Source organism: Pseudomonas sp. COR18, assembly GCF_048568395.1.
Taxonomy (GTDB): Bacteria; Pseudomonadota; Gammaproteobacteria; order Pseudomonadales; family Pseudomonadaceae; genus Aquipseudomonas; species Aquipseudomonas fuscovaginae_B.
The window spans coordinates 6607788-6632380 of sequence record NZ_CP183808.1; the positions used below are offsets into that span (position 1 = coordinate 6607788).

Below are 24593 nucleotides of genomic sequence, written 5' to 3' on the forward strand. Positions count from 1 at the left end.
ATGAGCAATCCCCTTCCCCTCGCCCGCGATATCGACGGCAAGGCCATTGCCGCCCGGGTACTCGAAGAAGTCCGCGAGGATGTCGCGGCCCTGGCCGGGCAAGGTGTCGTGCCGTCCCTCGCGGTGCTGCTGGTCGGCGACGATCCGGCCAGTCATGTCTACGTGCGCAACAAGCTGCTGCGTGCCGGGGAAGCCGGTATCCGCTCCCTGGAGCATCGCCTGCCGGCCAGCGCCAGCCAGGCCGAAGTCCTGCACCTGATTGCCGAACTCAACGCCGACCCGGCCGTCAACGGCATCCTGGTGCAGTTGCCGCTACCGGCGCACATCGAGGAACAGGCGGTGATCCACGCCATCGATCCGATCAAGGACGTGGACGGTTTTCATCGGGAAAACGTCGGCGCCCTGGTGCAGGGTGCCGAAGTGCTGACGCCCTGCACACCGAGCGGCTGCATGCGCCTGCTGCAGGAAACCTGCGGTGACATCAGCGGCTTGCACGCGGTGGTCATCGGCCGTTCGAACATCGTCGGCAAGCCGATGGCCACCCTGCTGCTGCAGGCCCACTGCTCGGTCAGCGTGATCCACTCGCGCAGCGTCGACGCCGCCGCCCTGTGCCGCCTGGCCGATATCGTGGTGGTCGCGGTCGGGCGGCCGCAGCTGGTCGACGCCAGTTGGCTCAAGCCAGGCGCCGTGGTGATCGATGTGGGGATCAACCGCATTGAAACCGAAGCGGGTGCGCGGCTGGTCGGAGATGTCGACTATGCCAGCGCACGCACGGTGGCCAGCGCGATTACGCCGGTGCCGGGCGGCGTCGGGCCGATGACCATTGCCTACCTGCTGAAGAACACCGTGATCGCCACTCACCTGCAAGGCGCCCGCCGCCCCCTCGCCGCAGTAGCGGGATGATCGCGCCTAGAGGGCGCCGGCAAAGGCCCGGCGCCCAGCCTGCATTTCGGTGCGCAGTTCGCCGATAAAGTTGGCGACCGACCTGATGCTGGTGAAACTGCTGATGGCGACACCATTGAGCTGAAGGTCCACGCGTCCGGACACCGGGTCGAAGATCTTGATCATCAGCGCACCGTTGCCGTTGGCGGTGCAGGTGCAGGACAACGGGAGAAAACCGGACTCAATGATCTGGCACAGTTCACGTTCTGGAAGCATGGCGGTCATCCCTGAAGGCGAGCTCGAGGCAGCTCTTGCCGAACCAGCGTAGACCACCTGCCGCGAAGTGCCTGCGGCGTGACGGTCTGGAACCGTTCCTGGCTCACCACTTTAAGGAAATGTGAACCCCGTCACGCTATCAACCCCGAATCAGTGCTTGGCCGGCAGTGCCACCAGGGCGAACGCCTTGCGCAGGCGGGCCATTTCCTCTTCCTTGCCGACGGTGACGCGCATCCAGGTCGGCCAGTTTTCCCAGGTGCGCGCCACCCGTACTCCGTGCTGCGCCAGGGCCTGGGCCACGTCACTGGCCGGGCGACGCAGGTCGACCATGAAGAAATTGCCCTGGGCATCGGTGCAGGTGAAGCCGCGGTCGCGGAACCAGGCCATGCTCTCACTGCGGATACGGGCGTTAGCCTGCCGGCGCTCCGGCAGCAGCGCACGGTCTTCCAGGCTGGCGATGCCGCCCAGCAACGACGAAGCGGCGGCGACATTCTGCTCGCCCAGCACGTTCAGCTTTTCCAGCAGCGCCGACTGGCCGACGGCATAGCCCAGTCGCGCCCCCGCCATGCCGTAGATCTTGGAGAAGGTACGCAGCACCAGCAGATCGGGATGGTCCTTGACCAGCGGTACGCAACTGGGGGCATCGCAGTAGTGGATATAGGCCTCGTCGACCACCACCAGCGCACCGGCAGGCTTTTCCCTGAGGGCCCGCTCGATCTGCGCCATCGGCGTGAGGGTGCCGGTCGGGTTGTTCGGGTTGCAGATATAGATCGCGCCCAGGTTGGCATCCGCCGCGAGCATGGCGCCGATGTCATGGGCATGCCGGGCATCGAGGTCGATCTCATGCACGGCCGCTCCCTGTGCCCTGGCGGCCAGAGCCGGTGCCTCGTAGGTGGGTGTCGCCAGCACCAGGCTGCGGCTGCCACCGGTAAAGGCCATCACCGCCTGCTGCAGGGCGACCTTGGAGCCGGCGTAGATCTCGATGTGTTCTGCGGGCACCGACAGTTGCCGCGCCAGCAGGTCAACCAGCTGGTACTGGAACCGGTAAGGGTAGCGTCCGGACAGGGCGACGCCCTGCTCCATGGCCCGCCGAGCCGCCGCCGAGGGCCCCCAGGGGTTCTCGTTGAAGTCGAGACGGACCTCGCTGGACGAAGCCTTCGAAGCGGCGGGCAAGGCCGCCGAAAATGCCCTTGCCGACCCCCCTAACAACGGCAGTGCTGCCATCAACCCCACCACCGAACGACGCGTTACATCCACCATTTACCCGATCTCCCTTGATCTCCAGGCTGGATGGCCTCCAGGCCACTTGCAAAAGCTTGTTATCAAAGGGACGAAACGGAAAAAGTACGATTTATCGGCAATCGGGTATCGGTCATTCTACAAATAGTGGCATATTCAAACCATTCCAACCTGCCTCCCCGGCACGCCCGCACGATTGGGCTAGAGTTTTTATCCGCATCAGCCTAATTCTTTTCATAGAGTCGGCAGATAGCTTTGTATGGAAGACAGGAGCAGTCGGAATGAGAAACAACCAGCCTGTTACACAGCGTGAAGTCTCGCTTGCCCCGCAACAAAAGCTTATCTCGACGACAGACGCCCGAGGCGTGATCACCTACTGCAATGACGCGTTCGTGGAAATCAGCGGTTTCGATCGGGCCGACCTGATCGGCGCACCCCAGAATATCGTCCGCCACCCCGATGTCCCTCCAGCGGTATTCGCCCATATGTGGGGTGCCCTCAAGCAGGGGCGGCCCTGGATGGGCATCGTCAAGAATCGCTCCAAGACTGGCGATCACTACTGGGTCAACGCCTACGTGACGCCGATCTTCGAAGGCAGCCAGGTGGTGGGCTACGAATCGGTCAGGGTCAAGCCGACGGCCGAACAGGTCCGTCGTGCCGAGTCGTTGTACCGGCGTATCAGCCAGGGCAAGACCGCCGTGCCGCGCCAGGACACCTGGCTGCCGCTGCTGCTCGACTACCTGCCCTACCTGGGACTGGGCCTGGCGGCCGCCGTGAGCGGCCTGTTCCTCAGCGCACCGCTGGCGATCGCCGTGACCGTGGGCCTCTCCGTGCCGATCGCGCTGCTGTCCTCGCGTTGGCAACGGCAAGGTCTGCAGCGTCTGCTGCAACTGGTCGAGCCCTCGACCAGCGATGCACTGCTGGCGAAGATGTACAGCGATGCGCGAGGCCACCAGGCGCGCCTGGAAACCGCCCTGGTCAGCCAGGATTCGCGCCTGAAGACCTGCCTCACCCGCCTGCAGGACACTGCCGAGCAGGTCAGCGAACTGGCCGGACAGTCCGACCTGCTGGCCACCGACAGCTCCAAGGGCCTTGAGCGCCAGCGCCTGGAAACCGAGCAGGTGTCGGCCGCGGTCAACCAGATGGCCGCGACCACTCAGGAAGTGGCCAGTCATGTCCAGCGCACCGCCGATGCCACCCAGCAGGCCAACCAGCTCACCCGCCACGGTCGCGATGTGGCCCGCGACACGCGCCAGGCCATCGAGCGCCTTTCGGCGGTGGTCGGCGAAACCGGCATGACCGTGGCGCAGTTGGCCAGGGACAGCGACGAGATCGGCACCGTGGTCGACGTGATCAAGGGCATTGCCGACCAGACCAACCTGCTGGCTCTGAACGCCGCCATCGAGGCGGCCCGCGCCGGCGACATGGGGCGCGGCTTTGCCGTGGTGGCCGACGAGGTTCGACAACTGGCCCAGCGCACCTCGCAATCCACCAACCAGATCCACGAACTGATCACCAAGCTGCAGACCTCATCCAGCAATGCCGTGCAGACCATGGAGAACGGCAATCGCCAGGCCGAGGAAGGCGTGGCCTGGGTGCTCGAGGCGGACAAGGCCCTGGTGGGGATCAGCGAAGCCGTCGCCCATATCACCGACATGACCTCGCAGATTGCCACCGCCACGGAAGAACAGACGGCGGTCGCCGACGAGATCAGCCGCAATATCAGCACGATCGCCCAACTGGCCGATCAGTCCTCGGAGCAGGCCATCCTCTCCACGGAACTGAGCAAGGACCTGACCAGGACCGCTTCCACGCAATACTCCCTGGTCGAACGATTCAATCGATAGCCTGGTTGCACAATGGTCGGTCAACGCCGAAACTCAGCGCCAGGGCTGAAGCGATCATGCACGCCGCTGTGTCAGCGGTCTGTACGAAATGTTTTCGAGCGAGGGCCAGGCAAGGCAAAAACCGGCGAGCAAGCCCAGTTGACTGGAGTCAACGAGCATGGCGAGCCGGTTTTCAACGCAGCCTGGGCCAGCGCAGATCCATTTCGTACAGAGCCTGGCCGCGTCAGCTCTGGCACGTTGATCCTCCTCTGACTGACACAGAAATGCCGCTCTCTCAGGAACGTTTTATGTCGCTCAAAGCAACCTTTGCCGCTGTGCTCAAGGCCATGCGCGCCACCCGTGGACTCTCCCAGAAAAAACTCGCCGAAGTCAGCAGCCGGACGTACATCTCGAAGTTGGAACGTGGTCAATGCTGCCCGACCCTGGAGATGATCAGCGCACTGAGCGTCCCGCTGAACGTCAGCCCGCTGACGCTGATGGCTGTCACGCTTGGCGCGCAGACCGGTGAACCGATCCAGGTGCTGCTCGGCCGCCTGGAACGCGAAGCCGCCGAGCTGGCGCAGTCGGGGGTGCTCAAGGAACTGCAGATTCCGTTCAGCGAGGAACCACGGGTACCGCCGCGTCGTGCCCAGCCCCGCCTGCGCGATTCATCCCAGGCCATTCGGCAAACCGAGTTCTGCTTTGCCGAGTAGCCCTGGAACCTTGCGTTTGCCTCAGCTGTTGCGCAGGGCGTTTTCGAGGTCGGCAATCAGATCCGCCTCGTGCTCCAACCCGATCGAAACACGGATCAGTCCCTCGGACACACCGGCCTTGGCACGCAGTTGCGCGGGCACGCCGGACTGGGTGGTCGAGGCCGGATGGCAGATGAGCGACTCGGTGCCCCCCAGGCTCACGGCGGACTTGAACAGGGTCAGCGCATTGATGAACTTGAACGCCCGCTCGCGGCCACCGTCGAGGATGAACGAGAAGGTGGAGCCCGGCCCGCTGCACTGGCGCTCGTACACCGCCTGATAACGCGAATCGTCAATCAGTTCCGGATGCAGCACCTTGATCTTCTGATAGGGGTTGTTCGCCAGCCAGTGGGCAATGGCGCTGCCGCTGCGAGCCGCCTGCTTCATGCGCAGCACCAGGGTTTCCATGGAGCGCGAAATCATCCACGAGGAATGCGGGTCCAACTGCGAACCGAAGGCGCTGCGGATCGCCCGCACCTTGGCGATCAGTTCCCTGCTGCCGGTGATGCCGCCGGCGACCAGGTCGCTGTGCCCACCGACGTACTTGGTCAACGAGTAGACGCACAGGTCGGCGCCATGGCGGATCGGCTGCTGGAAGATCGGCCCCAGCAGCGTGTTGTCGCACACGATCAACGGACGGTAGCCATGCCGGGCCGTGAAATCATCGACCTCCGTCCGGATCGCCTCGAAGTCCACCAGGGTGTTGGTCGGGTTCGCCGGCGTCTCGATGTAGCAGATTCGCGCAGCGCCATGGCGCGCGGCGGCCTCCAGTGCCTCACGGATCGATTCGCGCGACAGGCCGTTGTCGATGCCGTGGGAACCGATGCCCCACTCGGGCAGGATCTTGGCGATCAGGGTTTCGGTACCGCCATACAGCGGTGCCGACTGCACGATCTGGTCTCCCGGCCGCAGGAAGGCAAGCAGCACCGCGGCAACGGCGGCCATGCCGCTGGAGGTCACCGCGGCCGCCTGCGCGCCATCCAGCACCGCCAGGCGGTCCTCGACCATTTCCAGGTTCGGATGGTTGAAACGGCTGTACACCAGCCCGGCGGCCTCCCCCTCGGGCAGCGGCTTGCGGCCGGAAACGATATCGAAGAACTGCGCACCGTCTTCAGCGGTACGGAAGGCAAACGTGGAAGTCAGAAAGACCGGCGGCTTGACGGCGCCCTCGGACAGAAACGGGTCGTAGCCGTACGACATCATCAGCGTTTCCGGGTGCAGCTCGTGATCGGCAATTTTCTTCTTGTGGTAGCTGGAGTAGGACATTCGTGAGTCTTCCCTGAACTGAAATAGAGCCCACGCACCTCGTCTCAGCCACGCGAGACACGACGAACCGAGCGGGTGGTGAACCCATCCAGTGTATCCACTGCCCCGAAAAAGATTCTTTCCATTTTCATCATGTTAAAGCCAGAATGGGAAATATTCTTCCATAAAAAGTCAGAATGATGAAATCAAGAACTGCGAAGATCGAGCTGGACGACACAGACCTGAAAATCCTGAAGATCCTCCAGGACGATGGTCGACTCAGCAACGCCGAACTGGCGGAGCGCGTTTCCCTTTCGCCCTCGCCCTGCTGGAAACGCCTCAAGCGCCTGGAGTCGATCGGTGCAATCAGGGGCTACCAGGCCATCCTGGACAGGCACCTCATGGGCCTGGGTGTCGTCGCCTTCGTCAGCATCCTCCTGGACAACCACACCGAAGCCACCTGCCGGGTCTTTGAAGAGCGGGTCCGGCAAATGCCCGAGGTCACCGCCTGCCACAACATTTCCGGGCAGCACGACTACCTGCTGCAGGTGCTGGCCGATGACCTGGAAAGCTTCTCGGCGTTTGCCCTCAACCGCCTGCGCACCATCCCCGGCGTCAAGGAGATGCAGTCGAGCTTCTCGTTGCGCGAAGTGAAGGCGTCCAACAGGATCAGCGTTCGCCAGGCGTGACTCAGCGGGCCTGGCTGAGAATGATCCGGTCGAACAGACGATCACCCAGCCATACCCGCAGGCCAATCAGCAGCCTGGCGAACTTGCCGGCCACGTAGCGCGTGCGTGGATTGCGGCTGGCGACGGCCCGGGAGACAACGTCCGCGATCACGCCCGGATCACTGGCCGTCCCCTGGCCGTAGGTCTGTCCGATCAGCCTGGCGACCACCTGTACCAGCCGTCCATAGGGCCCCTCGGCCGAGCGCTTGACCAGGCTCTGGCTCGCGCCCTCGCCGAAGCCCGTTTCGATAACGCCGGGCTCGACGATCACGACCTTGATGCCGAACTCGGCGACTTCCAGGCGCAGACAGTCCGACCAGCCCTCCAGGGCATGCTTGGTGGCGTGATACCAGGCCCCCAAGGCGCTGTACATCTTGCCGCCCATCGAAGTGATGTTGACGATGTAGCCTGAGCCCCTGGCACGCATCGAGGGCAGCAGCAACTGCGTCAGGCGCGCCGCGCCGAAGACATTCACCTCGAACTGGTAGCGGGCCTCGTCGATGCCGATTTCCTCTACCGGCCCGTACAAACCGAAGCCGGCGTTGTTGACCAGCACCTCCACGCCGCCGGTCTGGGCGAGGATGGTTTCAACGCCGGCAACTATCTGCCCGTCGCAGGAAACATCCATGCGCAGGACCTGAGCGCCCAACCGGGCCAGATCGGCCATCTTCTCGACACTGCGCGCAGCGACGTAGACCTGATAACCCTCCTCGATCAGTTTCCTGGCAATGGCCTTGCCCATGCCCGACGAAGCGCCGGTGACCAAGGCGGTTTTCTTTGTGTGGGTGAACATGTCGAACCTCGCTTGTCTGGATGGAACCCATTATCCGGATACCGCCAGGCAGCTCACTTGCCATCGGTGCCAGGAGGCCGACAGTTCGCGCCAACGCTGAACGAGTTGTCCTGTCGCTCAATTCGGGCGCATGGCATGGCGGACGCGCTCGGGCGTCTGCCCGGTCCAGTCCTGGAAGGCGCGGTAGAAGGAATTGGGATCCTCGAAGCCGAGCAGGAAGGCAATCTCCCCTCCGGACATCGTGGTACTGCCCAGGTAGTGCCGGGCCAGGCTCTCCCTCGTGGCATTGACCAGGGCACGAAAGTTTTCCCCTTCGTCCTCGAGACGGCGCTGCAGCGTGCGTTTGCTCAAGCCCAGGCGCTCGGCGGTTTTCTCGATGGTGGCGGCGTTGCCTGGCAGCAGTTCCAGCAACACCGCCCGCACACGCGCCACCGTCGTCGCCGTGGCATCGAGTTCGCTGAGTCGTCGGCGCAGATCGGGCTCGAATACCCGCCACATGCCTTCGTTGACAGTGAGGAATGGACGCAGCACATCCGCTGCGTCAAAAGTGACAGCGGGACATTCCGCGTACTGCACGGGCGCACCGAAGAAGTGCTCGTAACGCCGCGCATAAGCGCCGGGGGGCGACTTGGGAAGAGCGACCCGCAGCACCCTGATCGGTTCGCGGGTAGCGAGACGGGCCAGGCGCAGGAAGAATGCCACCTCGGCCACCTGCAACGAATACGGCACCGCGCTCTGCGCCAACAGCCAGCGAGGCGATAGCGTCAACTCCCCCGCCTCCCCCACGACCACCTCAAGGCTCATGGGTGCCACCAGTTGCTTGTACTTGGCCAGGCGCTGTACGGCCTGCATGAGATTGGCGCTGCACAGGGCCGCGAACAACGGTGGACTGAAGGTCTCCGCCGACACGGTTTCGACCAAGCGCAGGGGAAACATCAGATCACCCGATTCCGCCTCCAGAGCACTCCAGAAACGGAAATACTCTTCTGTGCTGAGCCCGGGCCCTGCCCGGGAAAACAGGTCGTCGGGGAGACCGGCCCGACGCAGGACATGAACGGGTTGCAGGCCAAAGTCCCTGAGCAGGACCTGCCAGCCGATGTCCAGCCCAAAGGTTTTGTTCTGCATCGTCAGCCCCTGTCGTGGGTCCAGGGTGGCGACATGCCGCCCTTTCAAGCATGCCCCAGTATAGAGAGATGGCGCATTTTCCATTCATGCAAAACGCGCCACGGCCTATTCAAGTGGCGCCACGGCCTCATGCCTTTGCCAATACCTCCCGGCTATGCGCCCATTCCGGAGTTTATCGCCGCCAGGACTGCGCTCTGGCACAATGGCAGCATGACTTTCCTGCCCGATCCCCAGCCGATAACCCCGCCACAGCCTGATGCGCTGACCAGGAGGACGTGACTCATGCCCCTTGTCACCGACGACTGGCAAGCTGGCACGTTGATCGAAGCCTCATGGGTGCGTGCCGATGCCGCGAGCTTCCCCCGCCATACCCATGATGAGTATGTGCTGGGCACGAACCTCAAGGGCACCGAACACATCTGGCTCGATGGCCGGACGCTGACCGCCAGGCCCGGCGAGATCACCCTGTACAACCCGCTGGCCATGCAGGCCTCGGAGTTTTGTCCGACCGGGGTCGAGTATGTGAGCCTGCATCTGGACCCTGAGGGTATTTCCCGCGTGGTCAGGGACAACAACCTGGCCAGCAGCACCTTTGAGCAGGGCGTTTTCAGTCACCCCGACCTGCACCAGGCCCTGCTCGACTTCGCTCGGACACCGGCCGCTCATCGCAGGCAGCGGGAGGAAGCTTTCCTGTGCCTGCTCTGTCAATGGCTGGAACCCCGCAATACGCGGTTCGGCGAACAGCACGCCGCCGTCTCGCGGGCCGTCGAGTACCTGCGTGACTGCCTGACCCGCAAGGCCGATCTGGATGACCTGGCCGCAGCCGTGGGTCTGAGCAAATACCACCTGGTGCGATGCTTCAAGAAGCAGATCGGACTGGCGCCCCTGCAATACCAGATGCAACTGCGGCTGATCGAGTCACGCCGGCGGCTACGTGATCGGGCCTGCGTGCTGGACGTCGCCACCGAACTGGGCTTCTACGACCAGAGCCACTTCATCAACGCCTTTCGCAAGGTGATGGGCGTCTCTCCCCAGGCCTACTCGGACGCTTACAGGGACAGCCCGCGAATGCCACGCAAGGGCCCACGGCGCTAGGCGACAGGCTGCCCGAGGATGAACTCCTGGTACCCCGTTGCGATCACGTAGGCCGCGAACCAGGCGAAGATCAGTGCCGAGGCAATGTAGCTGTACCTCAGCATGCGGTCACCCAGCAGCTTGCCGCCGTGGCTGGCCGCGGTGCACAAACCGACGCTCCAGCACACGCCCGCCACGAAAAAACCGGCGAGAAACAGGGATGCATTGCCCAGCCCACCGGCACCGGAGCGGGAGATGAGCGTGCCGCCCACCGCCGCGAACCAGAGGATGGCGCTGGGAGAAGAGACGGCCATGAATATTCCCCGCAGGAACGCCTTGATCGCCGAGCGCTCCACGACCTGCCCCGCGTTCTGCATGGTGCCATGGCTCTGCCAGGCATTGATGATCATGCGCACGGCGAAGTAGATCAGCAGCGCCGATCCTCCGATCCACAGGCTCCACTTCACCCAGGTGAACTGGAGCAGGACGGTCATCCCGACCAGGGCCAGGATCGCGTAGATCAGGTCGCCGAAGCAGGTACCCAGCCCGAGCCAGAAACCCTGCAGAAAGCCCCGCTGCATCGCCAGGGTGATCATGGCGATATTGGCCAGGCCGATGTCGAGACAAAGCGAAAGACTGAGAAGAAAACCACTGGTGAACTGCACGGACAAACCCAGGCAAACGTAAACAGGTCGCTGATTGAGCCAGAACGCGGCGGCGGAATATTGGAAAAAATTGCTGTTGCCCAGGTATCTGCCAACACCGCCCGGGCCAGGGCGGCCACAGACCTGACTCGTGACACCAGGGTTGCGCTCGGCGCTGTAGGCCGGCGGGCAAAACGCCGAGGCAAGCTGCCGCCATGTTCCGACAGAGCGCTGCTACACTGATGAGGTCGAACGGAGGATCCCATCATGTCCGAACGAGAACTCACCAACCTGCTGTCGTTGATGAACCAGCGTCAGGCCTGCCTGAGCAGTGCCTGCAAGGAGATAGCCGACTGGATCGACCGCCAGGGCGACATGCCGGCGGCCGGCAAGATCCGCGCGAGTCTCAAGGCACTGGAGGCCGAGGATGCCCAGGTGCGCAAGACGCTCACCTCGCTGAGCATCGAGCGTCCATTGCCCAGGTTTCGCAGCTGACTGAAAACAGGTGAATGGATCCGTGTTTTCCGGCAGCGGCACGGGACAAGCCTTCGTTGGCACGAAGGCTACGGTGTGCTGTTGTCCGCTCGCCGCCGCCCCTCCCCGGCTATAGCTACAGGCTATACCCCACGAACGCAGCCTGATCGACCGCCCTACCTGGCCTTTGACACGCTGGCCTTGCTCAGCCCCTTGGCATTGTGATCGCCCGGCGTGGTGGCCGAAATGGCGGTCGCCTTCGACAGGCCCTGGGTCGCCTTGGAGTGGGCGACGCCGGAAGTGGCAACGCCATGTCCCTTGGAACCGTTACGGGCCTGGCCAGTATGTTGGCCGCTCACCCCATGATCCCGAACCGCCTTGCCGACATGATCGCTCTGGTGACCCAGTGCCTGGCCTCGCCCCTCGGCGCTCGCCGAGCGCCCGGCACCGGCGTGACCGCCGCCCTCTCCCCCATGCCCGCCGTGGCCGCCACCGCCGTTGCCACCTCCACCGCCCTTGGCATAGGCGGAGGTCACGAGGGAGAGTTGTGCCGGTAGCAGCGGAGCAGTTGCAAACATCATGAAGCAGGACATGACGGCAATCAGGTTGGTTTTTTTGAAACGCATGATGGCTTCCAGTTGAGTGAGTCTTTTGCACTGCCTGGGACTCGATCAATGGGTTGCCGTTCAATGGAAGACGACAGACGGAAGCCTTGATGGCCTTTTATAAAGTGAATGAGAACGCCTCTCCCTGGATCCCTTCGACAACCGGCCACCGCCGAAGCGAATGGCCGGTGGAACGGGTCAATTGAAGGCACCACTGAGCACTTCATAGATGATCCCGCTGGCAATCGAAACCAGGATCAGGTCGGCCCCTGCCTGTTGCCATTCATAGCCGTCGTAACGCGGCAACTGCCCCAGCAGTCGACCATCGAGCTTCCTGGCGATACCGGGTGGCAGCGGCTTGCCCCGGGCCAGGTTCTTGCGAATCCCCGGCGGCAAGGCAGGCCCCGGGCTCCAGTAGTCACGGTATCCACCCAGCACGACGAGCACCCCATTGCGGTCGATGCTGGGACCCTGCGCCCGATCGCCATGAGCGGATTTCCTGCCTTTACCGTGACCGCCCTGATCGTCCTGGCCCTGAAAGCCCTGGGAAAACTTCTTGCCGTTTCCCTGGCCATTGCCCGGATCTGCCCAGGCGGAGCCGGCAGCCAGCACCAGGGCGGTGGTCAGGGCCGTCAACAAACGAGCGTTACGCATGGTCGTCCTCCTGAAAAGGAAATGTCTCACCGCTATCAATGTAGCTGCCCCGAAGCCGGTGCGCCGTGCCAGCAGAGGCTCAAACCGCTTGCGGCCCGCCTCCCAGATGAACCAGCAGGCTTTGCATCGGCGCCGCCAATTCATGCCACTGCCGAAAGCAGAGGCAGAGCTGCCGCCGTGCCCAGTCATCGTTCAAGGCAAGCAGCCGAAGGGGGTACCGCCGTTTGTAACGCCGGGCGATGTCCTGGGGCACGATCCCGACACCGACGCCATGGGCAACCATTTCGCACAAACCTTCGAAGGTTTTCATGCGAACCCTGAGATCGAGAGGCCTGCCCGCGGCATGGGCATGGTCGTTGAGGTGATCCTGCAGGGCATTTCCGGGGGACAGGCCGACGAAGGGAAGATCCACGACCTGCGAGAACGTGACGTCCTTGCCTGGCGGAAATGGCTGCCCGGCCGCCGCGATCAACACCAGGTGATCCTTCGCCACGGCCTGCAACTGCAGGCCCTGCGCGTCAACGGCATCCGAGACGACACCGGCCTCGACCAATCCAGCCGCCACCGCGCTGACGATGTCGGCACTGGTGCGCTCCCTGAGTTCGAGGCGTAAACGGGGGCGCTCGGCCAGCCACGGTGCAAGGCGGTTCGGCAGAAACCCGGTGAGTGCGGCGGTGTTGGCATACAGGTGGATCGTGCCCCGGACACCGGCGGCAAAGTCCTGCAGTTCGCCCTTGAGCCTCTCCTGCTGCCGAAGCATCAGCCGGGCGTGATGCGCCAGCACCTCGCCCGCCTCGGTGGTCACCACTCCTCGCGGGCGTCGATGCAACAGGGCCACGCCGGCGGCGCTTTCAATGCTGCGCAATCGCTCGCTGGCCGAGGCCAGGGCCAGATTCGCCCGGGCCGCGCCAGCGGTGATGCTGCCGGCATCCACGACACACAGGAACAACTGCAGGTCCGCCAAGTCGAAACGCATGGATCACCTCGCTCCTGCCTTCGGATCATCCGAAGGCTGTGCTGATATTTCCGCATTGTGCAGCGTTCCGCCAGAGGCTTCAATTCAGCCCTGTCCCCCCTCGAAGCGGATCACTCATGCACGATCACACGCTGTACATTGTTCTGTTGGTGGGCACCTTCCTGGCGGCCGGCCTGGTCAAAGGCGTCACCGGCATGGGGCTGCCAACGGTGGCCATGGGATTGCTCGGCACGGCGATGCCGCCGGCGGCCGCTGCCGCGATGCTGCTCATACCGTCTTTCGTCACCAACGTCTGGCAACTGTTTTGCGGCCCATCGATAACGCGTCTGCTACGCAGGCTCTGGCCGATGATACTGGGCATCCTGCTCGGCACCGTGGGCGGCTCGGCATTATTGGTGAAGGCAGACCCCGTCTGGTCAGGCTTCGGCCTGGGCATGGCGCTGATCGTCTATGCCGTCTACGCCCTGGTTGCGCCCACCCTCGCGGTGCCGGGCCGGGTGGAAAAATGGCTATCGGCGGTCATCGGCCTGATAACCGGGGTGGTGACAGGGGCGACAGGTGTGTTCGTGATGCCTGCGGTGCCCTACCTCGGGTCACTGAACATGAACCGGGAGGAACTGGTTCAGGCGCTGGGCCTGTCCTTCACCCTCTCCACGGTGGCCCTGGCCATCGGGCTGTTCTCCCACGGCGCCTTTCACGTCGAGCAGTTCGGTATGTCGACAGCAGCCGTCGTGCCGGCACTGATCGGCATGTGGGTGGGCCAACGTGTACGGAGGCGGATCAGCCCCCTGCGCTTCCGCCAGTGTTTCCTGCTGTTGCTCCTCGTGCTTGGCCTTGAGCTTTGCTCTCGGCCGTTGCTCTGAGGCAACCTGGAACAGGGTGGCTGCGCTCAGGCAGACGACTCGCCGTCCTGTGCCGAACGCAGGTGCAGATAGACGGTGTTCCTGGAGACCCCCAGGTCCTGGGCAACCCGAATGACGGCGCCCTTGAGCTTGAAGATGCCCTGCTCGTGAAGCAGGTTGATGACCGCCTTGTTGTAGCCGCCCGAGGACACCGCCATCGTCTCGGCGACCTTCCTGCGCGCCGTGCTCAGCGCCACCAGCACGGTTTCATTGACGTCAGCGCCAAAGTTCTCCGACAGCACCTCGGGGGCGCCGGCGGGCAGTTGTGTGAAACTGCCGAGGATCTCGTGCAGCGGCGTGTTCAGGTGGAAGTTGATGCACAACAGCCCTATCGGCGTGCCCTGCTCGCCGCGGATGACGAGGGTGGTGGACTTGAGCGGTTCACCGTTGCGATTGCTGCAGAAGTAGCTCATGCCGGAGCGGTTCGGCGAATCGTTGATCTCGGCGAGCATGCGCAAGGCCAGGTCGGTGATCGGAGCGCCCGCCTGCCGCCCGGTCAGGTGCCCGTTGATGATCTTGATCACCGAGGCGTCCAGGTTGTCCAGGCTGTGGAGGACGAACTCGAAGCCCGCCCCCAGGTAGGCTGCCAGGCCGTCCAGCAGCGTCGAATGGGACTGCAGGATGGCCTGGTCTGCCGGCGAAAGCTTGACCATGCTCCGGGGCATCAGGCCGAGACGGCGATCGCCTCGATCTCGACCAGCACACCTTTTGGCAGGGTCTTGACCGCCACGCAGGAGCGTGCCGGCTTGGACACGAAGAACTGCTCGTAAACCTCGTTGAAGACGGCGAAATCGGCCATGTCATGCAGGAAGCACGTGGTTTTCATCACCTGCTCGAAGCCGACCCCACCTTCCTTCAGGACAGCTTCCAGGTTCTTGATGGTCTGCAGCGCCTGCTCGCGAATGCCGCCTTCCACCACCTGGCCACTGGCAGGGTCCAGCGGAATCTGGCCGGAGGTGAAAATCAGATTGCCGAAAGCCTTGGCCTGGGAGTACGGGCCGATTGCAGCGGGGGCATTGGCGCTGGTGATGGTCTTCATGAAAGGGGCTCCGATAGCGATTGGTGTGACCCATGAGGGGAAGCCCAGGATGCTAAAATGAACAAATGCTCATTCGCAATACTTTTATTCACTCTGCAGCATCATGCCGAAGCGCGGCCCTGCCATTGCCCGAGCAGCCGTCGACGTTACAAAACCGGGGGCTTCAGACGAGGACCAGCGGGTTTTCACACCATCGGCGAAGGGCTGCTCCCCGTCATTCAGCGTCAAGCTCCGCATTGGAAGGCTTGTAGCCCAGGCTGCGCATCAGATCGCGCGCCGTTTCGAAAAACACCTGCTTGAAGCTGTCCGCACATTCCTCCGTCAACCGGCTGGCAGGCCCGGAGATGACCAGCGCGCCCATCAATTCATGCTGCGCACCATAGATCGGCAAGGCCATGGATGAGGCATGCGGGTCGGTCGCACCACAGGAATAATAGGGTTTCTCCAGGGCAATGCCGGTCTGGAACGGCGCGCGCAGGGCCTGGGCACCGGCGGCCTCGTCCATGGGCCGCATGTCGCCTGGCTGCATGTTGAGACGAAGGCGATGGGAGGAGTTGACCCGATACTGGCACATCCGATAGGCGCCATGACGCACGTAGAACGAGGCGGTCTCGCCGGACTGCTCGGCCAGATAATGCAACCGAGGCATGACATGTCGCTCAAGGTCGAGGGTTTCCTGGTACACCGCGTTCAACCTCATGACCTCACTGGCCAGTTGATAGCGGCCATCGCTCATTCGAGTGATGAAACCGTGGTTCTCCAGCGACACCATCAGCCGCATGATCGTGCTTTTGATCAGCCCCGTACGCTCCGTGAGTTCCACCAGGCTCAACGCCGAATCGCCCATTTGAAACGCTGAGAGCACAGTCAATACACGGTCGGCCGAAGCCACACCGTTTACCGCTGGACGCGGCCGCGCTTTTACCATCAGAAAGACCTCACGTGATTGGTGCCCTCATGTTTCGCAAGGGCTAATGCACGCATTATCCGACAACCCCCCTGCTCCTCGCCATCCTTGTGCCGCCGATGCGGCCCTGGATGGATTCGGGCAAGAAGACCAGCCGTCCCTGGCCTCGGCGTAATCGGTGGACTGGCGTTGAAAAACCTCTTCGCGCTGGCCCACATGAGGCCCGGCCCCCAACGGCCCGCTGGCGCTGCCGGAGGCCATGCCGCCAAAATATTAGAACAACATTCCTTTTTTTAATCCACCTACAACCACACCACTCTTCACCGCATCCTTACCACGCAGTTAAATCGGAAAATACCGGACGCCAGGCATCGCATTTTTGAAACTTATGATTTATTTTGAAATGGCATTTCATTAAATTGCAAAACACAACAACAACCAGGCGCCCTGTTGCGCCCCTGTCGCCCGGAGCCTCCATGAGCTTCTTCGCCGCGCCACCGCGCACCGAAACCACCGTTTTCACACGCCTGCCCGATCGCTACCGCGATGTCCGCCCCACTGCGTGGGCCAATGCCAATCGCCAGGGCCGGGCCATCGACTCGTTTCTCGAAGGCCCATCCTTTGATCGTCAAGGCAACCTCTACGTGACCGACATCCCCAACGGCCGGATTTTTCGCATCTCCCGCCAGGGAGAATGGGAACTGGTCTGCCAGTACGACGGTTGGCCGAACGGCCTGAAAATCCACCAGGATGGGCGAATCTTCATCACCGACTACAAGCGCGGCATCATGGTGCTCGATGCGCAGAGCGCAAGGATCGAGCCATTGCTGGAGTCCGCAGGCTCGGAAGGTTTCAAGGGCGTCAATGACCTGGTGTTCGCCCCCAACGGCGACCTGTACTTCACCGACCAGGGCCAGACCGGCCTGCAGGATGCCAGTGGGCGCGTGTACAAGCTCGACGCCGGCGGCAATCTCACCTGCCTGCTCAATACGATCCCCAGCCCCAACGGCATCGTCTTCGACCCGCACCTGAACCACCTGCTGATCGCGGTGACCCGCGCCCAGCAGATCTGGCGAATCCCCCTGGGCAACGGCTCGATCATCGGCAAGGTGGGCGTCTTCGCCCAGTTGCATGGCGGCCTCGGCGGCCCGGATGGCCTGGCCCTCGATGCCCAGAGCAACCTCTATGTCGCCCACACCGGTTTCGGTTCGGTCTGGAAGCTGTCCAGAGTCGCGGAGCCCCTGGAGCGCATCGTCTCTTGCGTCGGGATCAGCAACACCAACCTGGCCTTTGGCGGCGACGATGGACAGACCCTGTTCATCACCGAATCCGAGACCGGCAGCATCCTCCAGGTTCGTACCGCCAGCCCCGGGCTGCCCCTGTATTCCCATAGCTGACAGCCATACGGCTCACACAACAATTACAAAAAGAGTAATGACATGTCCCACGACACTCCCCACGCTGCGGCGCCGCTCGACGACGCCGAGGGCGAACGCCTCATGCGCCGCGTTCTCTGGCGACTGATCCCGTTCATCTTCCTCTGCTATGTGATCAGCTACCTGGATCGCACCAACGTCGGCTTCGCCGCCATCAGCATGAACCAGGACCTGGGCCTGACCGCAACCTTGTTCGGCTGGGCCGCAGGGCTGTTTTTCTTCGGCTACTTCATCTTTGAAATACCCAGCAACCTGCTGCTGCAACGCTTCGGCGCACGCGTGTGGATTGCGCGGATCATGATCACCTGGGGCCTGGTCTCCATGGCGACGGCGTTCGCCACCGGCCCCATCAGTTTCAGCATCGCACGCTTCCTGCTGGGCCTGGCCGAAGCGGGCTTCACCCCCGGGGTGTACCTGTACTTCACCTACTGGTTCCCGGGCAAATGGCGGGCCAAGGCGACTGCGGCATTCCTCCTGGGAATTCCCGTTGCCAACATCGTCGGCTCGCCGCTGTCCGGCTGGCTGCTGGAACAGCACGGCGTCTGGGGGCTGAAGAACTGGCAGTTGCTGCTGGTGACCGAGGCCATGCCGGCCGTGCTGCTGGGCGTTGCCTGTCTGTTCGTGCTGGTCGATACCCCGGCGAAGGCCAAGTGGCTGACAGCACGCGAAAAAGCCTGGCTCAGCGAAAGGATTTCCAAAGAGCAGCAGACCATTGGCGCATCGCACGGCAATACCCTGCGCGCCGCCCTGACCAACCCCAAGGTGTTTACCCTGGCCGCCATCAATTTCTGCTGTATCGTCGGCTCCATCGGCATCGGTATCTGGCTACCCCAGATCATCAAGGGCATGGGCATCAGCAACGGGATGGTTGGCCTGGTGGTGGCCCTGCCCTATCTGCTGGGTGCGGTGTCGATGACCCTGTGGGCCCGTCTGGCCAACCGCAGCCAACGGCGACTGCCCTATGTCGTGGCGGCCCTGGCGCTGGCCGCAGTGGCCCTGGTTGCCGCCGCCCTTACGACCCATCCAGTGCTCAGGATCGCCAGCCTCTGCGTGGCCGTGGCCAGCATCCTGTCGTTCCAGGCAACGTTCTGGGCCATTCCCTCGACATTCCTCACCGGCCGCGCCGCGGCGGGAGGCCTGGCGATGATCGTTTCGATCGGCAACCTGGGCGGTTTCACCGGTCCCTTCCTGATCGGCCTGATCAAGGATGCGACCCACAGTTTTACCCTGCCGTTCTTCGCCGTGGCGTCGATCCTGCTGATCGGTACCTGCCTGATGATCTGGCTGGGCGACCCGGCCAAACAGCAGCCGGCACAGCCCCGGGCACTCGACAGTCACGCCTGAGCCGCCGCGTGGCGCCTTATCGCAAAGGGCGCCGCGCGACCAGGATCACCAGAAGACCGACCGCCAACAGGCCGCCGGCAATCCCCAGGGTTGCCGGCGCACCGCAATGGGCGGCCATCAACCCCGCCAACATGCCGCCCAGCGCTTCGAAACCGAAACGCATGGCGATGTAGAACGCGACCACGCGACCACGCAACTGGGCCGGCGCAGTGCTCTGCAACTGCATGTTGGTGCTGACGTTGTTCAAGGTGATGCCAAACCCCAGCAGCCCCAGGGCCAGCAGCGCCCATGGCAGCGCCTCCGAGAGCCACAGCCCGATCAGGGCCACCGCGCAGAGCAGCGCACCGGCATCGGTAAAGCGCCGCAAGCGCTGCTGCGCGCCCCCGACCGCCAGCACCAGGGTGGCGACAAAGGCGCCCGCCCCTGCCGCCCCCCAGAGCCAGCCGAGAATACGCGCATCGCCGGCATACACGGCCTTGGCCAGAATGGGCAGCAAGGCGGCGTAGCAGGAGGCCAGCAGGTTCACCATGATGACGTTGCCCATGAGCTGGCGAACGCTTCGGCTGCGCCACATGTAGGCCAGCCCCTCGCGAAACACCTGGGCAGTCGATCCGGCGGCCTTGGGCGCCGGCGTGCCGCGCACCTTCAGCAGGCCACCGAGCAACGCCAGGAACCCCAGGGCCGTGAGCATGAAACAGGGCGCTTCGCCAGCCAGGGCGATCAGGCCGCCCGCCAGGGGTGGGCCGACGAAACGCGCCGCATTGATGAGCATGGCATTGAGCGCCAGGGCGTTCGGCAAGTCCGCAGGGTCGTCGACGAAACTGCCGATCAGCGCCTGGCGCAAAGGAGTCTCCAGGGCATTGAGCAAACCCAGCAGCAGCGCCATCACGGCGATGAACACTCCATCGATCCAGCCCTGGCTGGTTGCCAGGGCCAGGACAAGCGATTGCACCACCAGCATCCCCTGCACAGCGATCAACAACCGGCGCTTGTCATGGCGGTCGATCCAGGCGCCGGCGAGCGGACCGATCACCAGTTGGGGGGCCAGCGAAAGAAAGGTGATCAGGCCCAGCAGGACGGCCGAGCCTGTCAGGTGATAGGCCAGCCAGGACAAGGCGACCTGCTGCACCCATTTGCCCAGGGTCGAGACACCCTGGCCAATGAAGTAGATCTGGAAGTTGCGATAAGCGAGCGCCCGAACGGCCGCGGGCCACGGGTTACGACGAGACGACGATGAATCGGACAAGACTGCGTATCCTCAATAGGCCCGCGTCCGTGTCCAACTCATCGCCTCGTGCATACCGGTGGCGAGGTATGCATTCTGTGCTGAATCAGCCCGGCAGCAGGCAACCTTTCTTCTTCAGGGAATCCAGGACCCAGGAGCGGTCATTGGTACCCTGGGCAATGTGCTCCATCTGGGCGGTTTCGGCAGCATGCTTGGCGGTCGCACGCTCGTAGACTTCGGCAACATGGTCGTAAGGCACGCACAGCAGGCCATCGTCATCACCGATGACCAGGTCGCCCGGCTCGATCACCATACCATCAATGGCGATCGGCACGTTGATCTCACCCGGCCCATCCTTGTACGGCCCCCGGTGCGAAATACCGGCGGCAAACATCGGAAAGTCGCCTTCGCCAATGCTCGCGGCATCGCGGATCGCGCCATTGACCACGATACCGGCCACACCACGCTTGACCGCGTAGGCCACCATCATTTCGCCGATCAGGGCGTTGGTCAGGTCGCCTCCGGCGTCCACCACGATGACATCGCCGGGCTCGGCGATATCGATCGCGTAATGCAGCATGAGGTTGTCACCAGGGCGCGCCTTGACGGTCAGTGCCGGGCCGGCGAGTACGCCTGCGCGATGCATCGGGCGCAGTCGGGCTCCGCCTGCGGTCATGCGATTCATCGAGTCGCTGACGTTGGCGACCGGAACCTCGCGATAGCGCCCAACCCATTCTGTGCCGACCTTGCGCGCGCGCTCAAGCACTTGGAAGCCAATGCTCATGTGACCTACCTCTCTTGGTTTTTATTGGATGTCTTCGACAGCTGCCGAATCACATTTTTAGAATGTCATTTCATATTTGCATTGGCAAATGCTTTTTCAACCTGAGTTCGTGGACTCGACGAACAGCAGAATCATTTTCTTGCAACGCCATTTCATTATGTTAGGGTTAATCATCGCCGCTTCCGAGCGAGCGCATTTGCCCAGACAAGAACAAGGTATTCACGATGTCCCGCACCCTGCTGCTTACCGGCCCTGAACTCGCCGCCGATGCCATGACACTCGCCGCCGAGCACGGCATCCGAGTGATCCCGACCACACCGTATCTGCCGGAGCAGGAGCTGGAAGCGATCATCCGCGCCGAGCAGCCCGACGCGATCATCGTTCGCCAGGGCAAGCTGACCCGCGACATGATCCAGGCTTCGAGCAAACTCAAGGTGATCGCCAAGCATGGCGTCGGCTACAACACCATCGACATCCAGGCCGCCGCGGATCACGGTATCCCGGTCTCCATCGCGGTCGGTGCCAACGCCCAGTCCGTGGCCGAGCATGCCTTTGCATTGATGTTCAGCGTGGCCCGGCAAACCGCGCTGCTCGATGCGCGGATGCGCGATGGGCACTGGGACAAGAGCTCGGCCAACGGCATCGAGCTGTTCGGCAAGACCCTCGGCCTGGTCGGGCTGGGCTCGATCGGCAGCATTCTCATGGACCTGGTCGCGCCCCTGCGCATGAAGGTCAAGGTGTACGACCCCTACCTCAAGCAGTTGCCGGAGCGCGCCCATGTCGAGCGGGAGGAAGACTTCGATCGCCTGCTGAGCCAAAGCGATATCATCAGCCTGCATTGCCCGCTGACCGAGAGCAACCGCGACCTGATCGCTGCCGATCAGTTCGCCCGCATGCGTCCCGAGTGCATCCTGATCAACACCGCACGGGGCGAGCTGATCGACACCGACGCCCTGGTACAGGCGCTGAGCGAGCGCAGGATCGCCGGTGCCGGCCTGGATACCTTCAACCCCGAGCCGCCGCCTGCCGACAGCCCGCTGTGGGGGCTGCCAACACTGGTTGCCACTCCCCATGTCGGCGCCAACACCTCAGCAGCCAGGGATCGGGTCGGACTGGTCGCCCTGGGCCAGGTACTCGACACCTGGGCGGGCAAGGCCCTGGATCCGCGCTGCGTCGTCAATCGCCACCTGCTCGACAACTGATCGATAGACAGGCGCCCGGCCGTTGCCCGGCCGAGCGCCTTCACCCAGCGAAACTCCAGAAAAAAAACAATCGGAGAGCCCCATGAATCCTGCAACTTCCCAGCCTGACGCACTCGAGCGCAGTACCATGCGGCGGGTCGCCTGGCGACTGCTACCCTTCCTCATCGTCTGCTACCTGATCGCGATCATCGACCGCGGCAACATCGGCATGGCCTCGCTGCAGATGAATGCGGACCTTAACCTGACAGCCAAGGTCTTCGGCTTCGCCAGCAGCCTGTTCTTCTTCGCCTACTTCCTCATCGAAGTCCCCAGCAACCTGGCCATGCAGCGCTACGGCGCACGAATCTGGATTGCCCGGATCATGATCACCTGGGGCCTGATCTCCGCCGGCACCGCCTTCGTCCAGGGGGCCAACTCGCTCTATGTGATGCGCTTCCTGCTGGGGGCGGCCGAGGCCGGCTTCTTCCCCGGCGTGCTGCTCTACCTCACCTACTGGCTGCCGTCGGCCTACCGTGCCCGCATGGTGGCGTTGTTCATGGTGGCCATTCCGGCGGCCAACTTCATCGGTTCGCCGTTGTCGGGCCTGCTGCTGGGACTGGACGGCTGGATGGGCATGCGCGGCTGGCACTGGCTGTTCATCCTCGAAGGCATTCCGGCGGTGCTGCTGGGTATCGCCTGCCTGTTCGTGCTGACCGACCGTCCGGAGCAGGCCCAGTGGCTCACCGACGAGCAACGCTCCTGGCTCACCAGCCGCCTGGCTGACGAAGCCTCTAAAAAGACCGCCATCGGCCACATTTCCCTGTGGAAGCTGCTGCGCCACAAGGATATCTGGGTGCTGGCGCTGATCTATTCGGGGGCCTCCGCGGCGGGCAGCACCATGAGCGTGTGGGCGCCACAACTGCTCAAGACCTTCGGCCTGACTTCCCTGCAGATCGGCCTGGTCAATGCCATCCCCTACGGCATCGCCTCGGTACTGATGATCATCTGGGGCCGCAGCTCGGACCGTACCGGTGAACGCCGCTGGCACACCGCCATGACCCTGCTGCTGATCGCCGCCGGCCTGCTGATGACCCTGTTCACCTCGTCGCTGGCCGCCACGGTGTTCATGCTGACCCTGGTGCTGGTCGGTGCCTACTCGATGAAAGGCCCGTTCTGGGCGCTGGTTTCCGGCTGGCTTTCGTCATCCACCGCCGCCGCCGGCCTGGCCGCCGTGGGGGCCATGGCCAACCTGATCGGTGGCGGCCTGATGGTCAACGCCTACGGCGCCATCCACGATGCCACCGGCAGCTATGCCCTGGCGCTGATGCCACTGGCAGCCCTGTGCACCTTCGCCGGCATCAGCGTGCTGGTCATCGGTCGCAAACGCCAGCTTGAGCAGGCCGCACCCGTCCCCGCGGCCAGCGCCAAGTAAGTCGCTGCCCCTCCCCGCGATACCCACCTCCGCCCTCGGCGGTGGGTATCGTGCCCCCAGAACAACAATAATCGAGGTATGCCCGATGTCCCTGTCACGTCGTCATTTCCTGCTGGCGGGAGGCGCACTCGGCGCCGCCGCCTCCATGGGCGCCCTGGCCAAGGTGCCCTTCAGCGAGGGGGAAGCCAGCCCCCGACTGACTCCGCCGGCTGGCAGCGTGGACTGCCACATGCACCTGTACGACAGCCGTATCCCGGCGGCCCCCAACGCCACCCTGCTGCCACCCGATGCCTCGCTGGAGGACTACCGCGCGCTGCAGAAACGCCTGGGCATCCGCCGCATGGTGATCGTGACGCCGTCCACCTACGGCACCGACAACCGTGTCATGCTTGATGGCCTGCTGCGCAGCCGGGGGGATGCACGCGGAGTCGCCGTGGTGGATGGTTCGGTCACCGACGCCGAACTGGCCCGCCTGCAGGACGCCGGCGTACGGGGTATCCGCTTCAACCTCAGCCTCGGCGGTACCGCCCTGGACGATCTCGAACGTCTTGGCGCACGGGTCAACGAGCTGGGCTGGAATGTCCAGTTCGCAACCGGGCCCTTGCTGCCGGAAGTGGCGCCGCGGCTGCTCAAATTGCCAGGGAGCATCGTCATCGACCACATGGGCCACGTCCCCCAGCCTGAAGGCCTCAAGTCGGCGGCATTTGCCTCGCTCGTGCAATTGCTCGACAGCGGTCGGGCATGGGTGAAGCTCTCGGCACCGTACCTACGCTCGAAGGTTGGCGCTCCGGGGTTCGAGGATGTCGGGAGGGTGGCCGGCCACCTGATCGGTCGCTACCCCCAGCGCATGCTCTGGGGCAGCGACTGGCCACACCCGACCCTCGCCAGCGGGCAGAAGCCGGATGATGCCTCTGTCCTGGACCTGCTGCTGGCCTGGGCGCCGGAGGAAAGCACCCGCGCCCTGATCCTGCGCGACAACCCTGTCAGCCTGTACGGTTTCTGATTCGCTGCGGGCGCTGCCCCGGCGCCCGCCTCCGTTGCCGACCGTTG

26 protein-coding genes are annotated in these 24593 nt (G+C 63.6%); 12 read left to right on the plus strand and 14 right to left on the minus strand.

Annotated features, from left to right (window positions below; all coding sequences use genetic code 11):
• Entirely contained in the window at positions 1–903 is a 903-nt protein-coding gene (locus ACM62G_RS29595; RefSeq protein ID WP_273825709.1) for a bifunctional 5,10-methylenetetrahydrofolate dehydrogenase/5,10-methenyltetrahydrofolate cyclohydrolase, read from the plus strand.
• 6 nt (positions 904–909) lie between these two features.
• On the opposite strand, the gene ACM62G_RS29600 is transcribed toward ACM62G_RS29595, so the two are convergent.
• Positions 910–1158 carry a DUF1652 domain-containing protein gene (locus ACM62G_RS29600; protein ID WP_273825708.1) on the minus strand — a complete coding sequence of 83 codons (249 nt, stop codon included), beginning with the start codon at positions 1156–1158 and terminating at the stop codon, positions 910–912.
• Positions 1159–1308: 150 nt separating this feature from the next.
• The gene (locus tag ACM62G_RS29605; protein WP_419736283.1) at positions 1309–2418 is read right to left on the minus strand and encodes a pyridoxal phosphate-dependent aminotransferase; all 1110 of its coding nucleotides are present in this window, start codon (positions 2416–2418) and stop codon (positions 1309–1311) included.
• A gap of 260 nt (positions 2419–2678) precedes the next feature.
• Between ACM62G_RS29605 and ACM62G_RS29610 the strand changes: the two genes are divergently transcribed.
• Together ACM62G_RS29610 and ACM62G_RS29615 are read left to right on the plus strand one after the other, a co-directional pair.
• Positions 2679–4244, plus strand: a complete 1566-nt coding sequence (locus tag ACM62G_RS29610; protein ID WP_419736284.1) for a methyl-accepting chemotaxis protein — start codon at positions 2679–2681, stop codon at positions 4242–4244.
• A gap of 287 nt (positions 4245–4531) precedes the next feature.
• Positions 4532–4936, plus strand: a complete 405-nt coding sequence (locus ACM62G_RS29615) for a helix-turn-helix domain-containing protein (protein ID WP_054062372.1) — start codon at positions 4532–4534, stop codon at positions 4934–4936.
• Between the two features lie 21 nt (positions 4937–4957).
• Here ACM62G_RS29615 and ACM62G_RS29620 read toward each other — a convergent pair whose 3' ends face one another.
• On the minus strand, positions 4958–6241 hold the full coding sequence (locus ACM62G_RS29620) for a cystathionine gamma-synthase family protein (protein WP_273825705.1): 1284 nt from the start codon (positions 6239–6241) through the stop codon (positions 4958–4960).
• Between the two features lie 176 nt (positions 6242–6417).
• On the opposite strand from ACM62G_RS29620, the gene ACM62G_RS29625 reads away from it, so the two are divergent.
• Positions 6418–6909 carry an Lrp/AsnC family transcriptional regulator gene (locus ACM62G_RS29625; protein WP_419736285.1) on the plus strand — a complete coding sequence of 164 codons (492 nt, stop codon included), beginning with the start codon at positions 6418–6420 and terminating at the stop codon, positions 6907–6909.
• Position 6910: 1 nt separating this feature from the next.
• Here ACM62G_RS29625 and ACM62G_RS29630 read toward each other — a convergent pair whose 3' ends face one another.
• A complete protein-coding gene (locus ACM62G_RS29630) occupies positions 6911–7741 on the minus strand; it encodes an oxidoreductase (RefSeq protein ID WP_273825703.1) in 831 nt (276 codons plus the stop codon).
• A gap of 117 nt (positions 7742–7858) precedes the next feature.
• Positions 7859–8866, minus strand: a complete 1008-nt coding sequence (locus ACM62G_RS29635) for an AraC family transcriptional regulator (RefSeq protein WP_273825702.1) — start codon at positions 8864–8866, stop codon at positions 7859–7861.
• A 282-nt stretch (positions 8867–9148) separates the two neighbouring features.
• On the opposite strand from ACM62G_RS29635, the gene ACM62G_RS29640 reads away from it, so the two are divergent.
• Positions 9149–9961 (plus strand): helix-turn-helix transcriptional regulator, encoded by an 813-nt coding sequence (locus ACM62G_RS29640; RefSeq protein ID WP_273825701.1) that lies wholly within the window; start codon positions 9149–9151, stop codon positions 9959–9961.
• Here the strand turns inward: ACM62G_RS29640 and ACM62G_RS29645 are convergent.
• Positions 9958–10605, minus strand: a complete 648-nt coding sequence (locus ACM62G_RS29645; protein WP_419736286.1) for a LysE family translocator — start codon at positions 10603–10605, stop codon at positions 9958–9960. The two genes, ACM62G_RS29640 and ACM62G_RS29645, sit on opposite strands and share 4 nt — an antisense overlap.
• A 246-nt stretch (positions 10606–10851) precedes the next feature.
• Between ACM62G_RS29645 and ACM62G_RS29650 the strand changes: the two genes are divergently transcribed.
• The gene (locus ACM62G_RS29650; protein WP_054056739.1) at positions 10852–11079 is read left to right on the plus strand and encodes a hypothetical protein; all 228 of its coding nucleotides are present in this window, start codon (positions 10852–10854) and stop codon (positions 11077–11079) included.
• Positions 11080–11234: 155 nt separating this feature from the next.
• Here ACM62G_RS29650 and ACM62G_RS29655 read toward each other — a convergent pair whose 3' ends face one another.
• From ACM62G_RS29655 to ACM62G_RS29665, 3 genes are all read right to left on the minus strand, one after another.
• A complete protein-coding gene (locus ACM62G_RS29655) occupies positions 11235–11684 on the minus strand; it encodes a hypothetical protein (RefSeq protein ID WP_419736287.1) in 450 nt (149 codons plus the stop codon).
• A 177-nt stretch (positions 11685–11861) separates the two neighbouring features.
• Positions 11862–12317, minus strand: coding sequence for an anti-virulence regulator CigR family protein (locus tag ACM62G_RS29660; protein WP_054056737.1), 456 nt, complete (start codon positions 12315–12317; stop codon positions 11862–11864).
• Positions 12318–12396: 79 nt separating this feature from the next.
• Positions 12397–13293, minus strand: coding sequence for a LysR family transcriptional regulator (locus ACM62G_RS29665; protein WP_419736288.1), 897 nt, complete (start codon positions 13291–13293; stop codon positions 12397–12399).
• Between the two features lie 116 nt (positions 13294–13409).
• On the opposite strand from ACM62G_RS29665, the gene ACM62G_RS29670 reads away from it, so the two are divergent.
• Entirely contained in the window at positions 13410–14156 is a 747-nt protein-coding gene (locus ACM62G_RS29670; RefSeq protein WP_273825697.1) for a sulfite exporter TauE/SafE family protein, read from the plus strand.
• 26 nt (positions 14157–14182) lie between these two features.
• Here ACM62G_RS29670 and ACM62G_RS29675 read toward each other — a convergent pair whose 3' ends face one another.
• The 3 genes from ACM62G_RS29675 to ACM62G_RS29685 all read right to left on the minus strand — a co-directional run bounded on the left by ACM62G_RS29675 (position 14183) and on the right by ACM62G_RS29685 (position 16162).
• A complete protein-coding gene (locus ACM62G_RS29675) occupies positions 14183–14848 on the minus strand; it encodes a helix-turn-helix transcriptional regulator (protein ID WP_241494289.1) in 666 nt (221 codons plus the stop codon).
• 11 nt (positions 14849–14859) lie between these two features.
• Complete coding sequence (locus ACM62G_RS29680; protein WP_054056733.1) at positions 14860–15234, minus strand: RidA family protein; 375 nt, start codon at positions 15232–15234, stop codon at positions 14860–14862.
• Between the two features lie 214 nt (positions 15235–15448).
• Entirely contained in the window at positions 15449–16162 is a 714-nt protein-coding gene (locus tag ACM62G_RS29685; RefSeq protein WP_081005870.1) for an IclR family transcriptional regulator, read from the minus strand.
• Between the two features lie 455 nt (positions 16163–16617).
• On the opposite strand from ACM62G_RS29685, the gene ACM62G_RS29690 reads away from it, so the two are divergent.
• Both ACM62G_RS29690 and ACM62G_RS29695 read left to right on the plus strand, forming a co-directional pair.
• Positions 16618–17538, plus strand: coding sequence for an SMP-30/gluconolactonase/LRE family protein (locus ACM62G_RS29690; RefSeq protein WP_419736289.1), 921 nt, complete (start codon positions 16618–16620; stop codon positions 17536–17538).
• A gap of 42 nt (positions 17539–17580) precedes the next feature.
• Positions 17581–18921, plus strand: coding sequence for an MFS transporter (locus ACM62G_RS29695; protein WP_419736290.1), 1341 nt, complete (start codon positions 17581–17583; stop codon positions 18919–18921).
• Between the two features lie 16 nt (positions 18922–18937).
• Here the strand turns inward: ACM62G_RS29695 and ACM62G_RS29700 are convergent, their stop codons facing one another.
• Positions 18938–20167: an MFS transporter gene (locus tag ACM62G_RS29700; protein WP_273825694.1), complete on the minus strand. Its 1230-nt coding sequence runs from the start codon at positions 20165–20167 to the stop codon at positions 18938–18940.
• 85 nt (positions 20168–20252) lie between these two features.
• Complete coding sequence (locus tag ACM62G_RS29705; RefSeq protein WP_054059558.1) at positions 20253–20930, minus strand: RraA family protein; 678 nt, start codon at positions 20928–20930, stop codon at positions 20253–20255.
• A gap of 224 nt (positions 20931–21154) precedes the next feature.
• On the opposite strand from ACM62G_RS29705, the gene ACM62G_RS29710 reads away from it, so the two are divergent.
• The 3 genes from ACM62G_RS29710 to ACM62G_RS29720 all read left to right on the plus strand — a co-directional run bounded on the left by ACM62G_RS29710 (position 21155) and on the right by ACM62G_RS29720 (position 24546).
• Positions 21155–22132 carry a hydroxyacid dehydrogenase gene (locus tag ACM62G_RS29710; protein ID WP_273825692.1) on the plus strand — a complete coding sequence of 326 codons (978 nt, stop codon included), beginning with the start codon at positions 21155–21157 and terminating at the stop codon, positions 22130–22132.
• Between the two features lie 82 nt (positions 22133–22214).
• Complete coding sequence (locus ACM62G_RS29715; RefSeq protein ID WP_054059560.1) at positions 22215–23543, plus strand: MFS transporter; 1329 nt, start codon at positions 22215–22217, stop codon at positions 23541–23543.
• 85 nt (positions 23544–23628) lie between these two features.
• Positions 23629–24546, plus strand: coding sequence for an amidohydrolase family protein (locus tag ACM62G_RS29720; RefSeq protein WP_054059561.1), 918 nt, complete (start codon positions 23629–23631; stop codon positions 24544–24546).
• Positions 24547–24593 lie beyond the last annotated feature (47 nt).

Bases quoted from the DNA above. Each gene is read 5' to 3' on its own strand.
- ACM62G_RS29595 (WP_273825709.1), top strand. From the start codon at position 1: ATGAGCAATCCCCTTCCCCTCGCCCGCGATATCGACGGCAAGGCCATT.
- ACM62G_RS29600 (WP_273825708.1), bottom strand. From the start codon at position 1,158: ATGCTTCCAGAACGTGAACTGTGCCAGATCATTGAGTCCGGTTTTCTC.
- ACM62G_RS29605 (WP_419736283.1), bottom strand. From the start codon at position 2,418: ATGGTGGATGTAACGCGTCGTTCGGTGGTGGGGTTGATGGCAGCACTG.
- ACM62G_RS29610 (WP_419736284.1), top strand. From the start codon at position 2,679: ATGAGAAACAACCAGCCTGTTACACAGCGTGAAGTCTCGCTTGCCCCG.
- ACM62G_RS29615 (WP_054062372.1), top strand. From the start codon at position 4,532: ATGTCGCTCAAAGCAACCTTTGCCGCTGTGCTCAAGGCCATGCGCGCC.
- ACM62G_RS29620 (WP_273825705.1), bottom strand. From the start codon at position 6,241: ATGTCCTACTCCAGCTACCACAAGAAGAAAATTGCCGATCACGAGCTG.
- ACM62G_RS29625 (WP_419736285.1), top strand. From the start codon at position 6,418: ATGATGAAATCAAGAACTGCGAAGATCGAGCTGGACGACACAGACCTG.
- ACM62G_RS29630 (WP_273825703.1), bottom strand. From the start codon at position 7,741: ATGTTCACCCACACAAAGAAAACCGCCTTGGTCACCGGCGCTTCGTCG.
- ACM62G_RS29635 (WP_273825702.1), bottom strand. From the start codon at position 8,866: ATGCAGAACAAAACCTTTGGGCTGGACATCGGCTGGCAGGTCCTGCTC.
- ACM62G_RS29640 (WP_273825701.1), top strand. From the start codon at position 9,149: ATGCCCCTTGTCACCGACGACTGGCAAGCTGGCACGTTGATCGAAGCC.
- ACM62G_RS29650 (WP_054056739.1), top strand. From the start codon at position 10,852: ATGTCCGAACGAGAACTCACCAACCTGCTGTCGTTGATGAACCAGCGT.
- ACM62G_RS29655 (WP_419736287.1), bottom strand. From the start codon at position 11,684: ATGCGTTTCAAAAAAACCAACCTGATTGCCGTCATGTCCTGCTTCATG.
- ACM62G_RS29660 (WP_054056737.1), bottom strand. From the start codon at position 12,317: ATGCGTAACGCTCGTTTGTTGACGGCCCTGACCACCGCCCTGGTGCTG.
- ACM62G_RS29665 (WP_419736288.1), bottom strand. From the start codon at position 13,293: ATGCGTTTCGACTTGGCGGACCTGCAGTTGTTCCTGTGTGTCGTGGAT.
- ACM62G_RS29670 (WP_273825697.1), top strand. From the start codon at position 13,410: ATGCACGATCACACGCTGTACATTGTTCTGTTGGTGGGCACCTTCCTG.
- ACM62G_RS29675 (WP_241494289.1), bottom strand. From the start codon at position 14,848: ATGGTCAAGCTTTCGCCGGCAGACCAGGCCATCCTGCAGTCCCATTCG.
- ACM62G_RS29680 (WP_054056733.1), bottom strand. From the start codon at position 15,234: ATGAAGACCATCACCAGCGCCAATGCCCCCGCTGCAATCGGCCCGTAC.
- ACM62G_RS29685 (WP_081005870.1), bottom strand. From the start codon at position 16,162: ATGGTAAAAGCGCGGCCGCGTCCAGCGGTAAACGGTGTGGCTTCGGCC.
- ACM62G_RS29690 (WP_419736289.1), top strand. From the start codon at position 16,618: ATGAGCTTCTTCGCCGCGCCACCGCGCACCGAAACCACCGTTTTCACA.
- ACM62G_RS29695 (WP_419736290.1), top strand. From the start codon at position 17,581: ATGTCCCACGACACTCCCCACGCTGCGGCGCCGCTCGACGACGCCGAG.
- ACM62G_RS29705 (WP_054059558.1), bottom strand. From the start codon at position 20,930: ATGAGCATTGGCTTCCAAGTGCTTGAGCGCGCGCGCAAGGTCGGCACA.
- ACM62G_RS29710 (WP_273825692.1), top strand. From the start codon at position 21,155: ATGTCCCGCACCCTGCTGCTTACCGGCCCTGAACTCGCCGCCGATGCC.
- ACM62G_RS29715 (WP_054059560.1), top strand. From the start codon at position 22,215: ATGAATCCTGCAACTTCCCAGCCTGACGCACTCGAGCGCAGTACCATG.
- ACM62G_RS29720 (WP_054059561.1), top strand. From the start codon at position 23,629: ATGTCCCTGTCACGTCGTCATTTCCTGCTGGCGGGAGGCGCACTCGGC.